The 2,975-nt window shown below is 72.0% G+C and carries 2 protein-coding genes; both read left to right on the top strand.

Annotated features, from left to right (window positions below; translation table 11 throughout):
* On the top strand, positions 1 to 248 hold a 248-nt coding region (locus tag AC1D01_RS27915), incomplete at its 5' end, for a GPW/gp25 family protein (RefSeq protein ID WP_477872204.1).
* Positions 245 to 2,975 (top strand): carboxypeptidase-like regulatory domain-containing protein (locus tag AC1D01_RS27910; protein WP_477872202.1); only part of this gene is annotated, 2,731 nt, incomplete at its 3' end. The genes AC1D01_RS27915 and AC1D01_RS27910, both read left to right, overlap by 4 nt.

The raw sequence follows: 2,975 nt of genomic DNA, 5'->3' as shown, positions 1-2,975 counted from the left end.
TCGGCGCCGGCCTGCGCGCCTTCGTGTTCGAGCCGCTGAACCCGTCGACGCTGGAAGCGCTGCGCCAGCGCGTGCTGGAGGCGCTGGTCGACTGGGAGCCGCGCATCGACGTCGAGGCCGTGGCCGCGACCGCCGACGTGGCGGACGTCGGCAAGGTGCTGATCCAGATGAGCTACCGCGTGCGCGCGACCAACTCGCATGCCAACCTGGTCTACCCCTTCTACCTCGAGGAAGGATCGGCGCAGTGAACACCAAGCCCACGGTCGAGCTCGATGGCCGCGATGCGCAGGCGCTGCTGGCGCAGATCCTCGCGCGCCGCATCGGCTACACGCCCGAGTGGCTGGCGGCGGACAAGAGCGCCGGCGCCGGGCTGGCCGCGATCGCGGCGCGCTACCTCGAAGCCGTCGCGCAACGCCTCGGCCAGGTGCCGGCCAAGCTCAAGCTCGGCTTCCTCGACGTCGCGGGCCTGAGCCTGGTGCCCGCGCAGGAGGCGCGTGCCCCGGTGGTGTTCCGGCTGTCGGACCAGGCGAGCGGGGGCTCGGCGCCGGCCCGCACGCCGGTGGGGGCGGCGCCGCCGGCCGGCAGCACCGAGCAGATCCTGTTCGAGACCGAGCGGGCGGTCGGCGTCACGGCCGGCAGGCTCGTGCAGGTGGTGAGCCTGTGGCCGGGCCGCGACGAGTACATCGACCACAGCGCCGCCTACCGGGCCGGCGAGCCGGTCGAACCCTTCGCGGCGCGGCTGCTGCAGCCGACGCCGCATGCGCTCTACCTGTCGCATCCGGTGCTGCTCGCGCTGTCGGGGCGGGTCAAGCTGTCGGTCGAGTTCGAACTGCAGCATGGCGCGAGCAGCGCGCTCGCAGTCGTCTGGGAGTACTGGGACGGCGTCACCTGGCGCGGCTTCGTCGCCACCAGCACCGAGTGCAGCGGCACAGCCACGCCCGACTTCGACAGCACCGACGGATTCACGCAGAGCGGCAGCTTCCTGCTCGAGACCGATTGCGCCTCGGCCGCGAAGACCCAGGTCGACGCCGTCGACGGCTACTGGCTGCGGGCGCGGCTCGACCAGGCGCTGCCGCCGGATCCGGGCCAGTCGCTGCCCGAGGTCGACACCATCCGGCTGTCGAGCACGGTCAACGGGGCGCTGGGCGGGCGCATCGCGGTCGGCCCGGCGGTCGCACCGGCGGCCGTGGCGAACAGCCCCGGGCTGCTGAGCTTCAGCGCCTCGGGGCCGGTGCCGTCGGCGCCGAACAGCCTGAAGGGCATCGTCAGCAACGACGCGGGCCGGCCGGTCGAAGGCGCGGTGGTGCGCCTGACCGATCCTGCCGATCCGACGCGCGCGGCCTACACCTCGCAGCCCACCGGCGTGGACGGCAGCTACTCGATCGCCAACGTCAACTTCGCGCGCAACTACCTCTTCGACGTCGCCTTCGCGGGCATCGCCTTCTCCGCGCCGGATGCGGCCAGGCTCGCGAACCCCGCGCCTTCGGCCGCGAGGACGGTCGTGAACCTCGGGCTCTCGGTGGTCGGCCTGGCGCCCGACAAGGCTTTCGCCGACGGCAGCGCGCTCGACGTCAGCAAGCCCTTCTACCCGCTGGGCCAGCAGCCGCAGCCGGGCTCGACCTTCTACTTCGCCAGCGAGGAGGCCTTCGGCAAGCCGCTCGCGAAGGTGCGCATCTACCTCGGGCGCACGCTGTCGCCGCAGGACGAGGGCGCGATCTCGGGCTCGCAGGCGCTCGGGCACCAGCTCGACTGGGAGTACTGGAACAGCCGCATGTGGGCGCCGCTCGCGGTGAGCTCGAACTTCGCCGGCTCCAGGCTCGACCTCGACCGCACCGAGGTGATCGACTTCACGGTGCCGCTCGACATGGTGCCCGTCAGCGTCAACCAGCAGGAGGCGCGCTGGGTGCGCGTGCGCCTGCAAAGCGGCTCCTTCGGCTTCAAGCAGACCGTCCACTTCAACAGCGATGCGGTCGGCAACAACGGCAACAGCTTCACCTACGTCGTCGCGCAACCGCCGGTGCTGGGCGCCTTCGCGATCGGCTACACGTGGCAGTACGGTCCCTTCCATGCCGAGCGCGTGCTGGCGTACAACGACTTCCGGTACACCGAGCGCAGCGCCGAGGCGATGTGGCCCGGCAACACCTTCGCACCCTTCGAGCGCGTCGTCGACCTCACGCCCGCGCTCTACCTCGGCTTCGACAAGGCGCCGCCGGTCGACCAGCTCGGGCTCTTCTTCGACGTCGTCGAAGCCCCCGACACGCTGGCCGGGCCGGCGCTGGCCTGGGAGTACTGGGACGGCTTCGAATGGTCGCGCACGCCGGCCGACGACGAGACCGGCTACCTGCGCCGGCCGGGCATCGTCAACGTGCTCGCGCAAGCCGACGACAGCGAACTGGCGCGCTTCGACGCGCCGCACCACTGGCTGCGTGCGCGCCTGAAGGAAGACGGCCCACCGGGCGAGCCGGTCTTGCGCAGCCTGAACGTCAACGCCGTGTGGGCCAGCGAGCGCCACACGCTCAACGACCTGCCGCTGGGCACCAGCAACGGCACGCCCGACCAGGTGTTCGCGCTGACGCAGACCCCGGTGCTGGCCGGCGAGCGCATCGAGGTGCGCGAGCTCGGCGGTGCGCGCGCCAACGTCGAGTGGCGCATCCTCGCGATGGAGCTGTGGAACGGCGACAGCAGCGTGCTCGGGCAGCTGGAACGCCTGCTGGCACTCGAATCCACCGGCACCAGCGTCTCGCTCGGCCCGCTGCGCCTCACGCGCAACCGGCAGAAGCAGGTGACCGAGGCCTGGGTGCTGTGGCAGCGGCGCGAGCAGCTGTTCTTCTCGTCGCCGACCGACCGGCACTACGCGCTCGATGCGAGCAGCGGGCGCGTCGACTTCGGCGATGGCGCAGCGGGCCGCGTGCCGCCGGCCGGCGCGGCCATCCTGGTTCGCCAGGTGAGCGTCGGCGGCGGCTCCAAGGGCAACG

The sequence above is a fragment of the Rhizobacter sp. P3_B12 genome (assembly GCF_056402895.1).
This window is presented reverse-complemented; position numbering and strand designations above follow the sequence as displayed.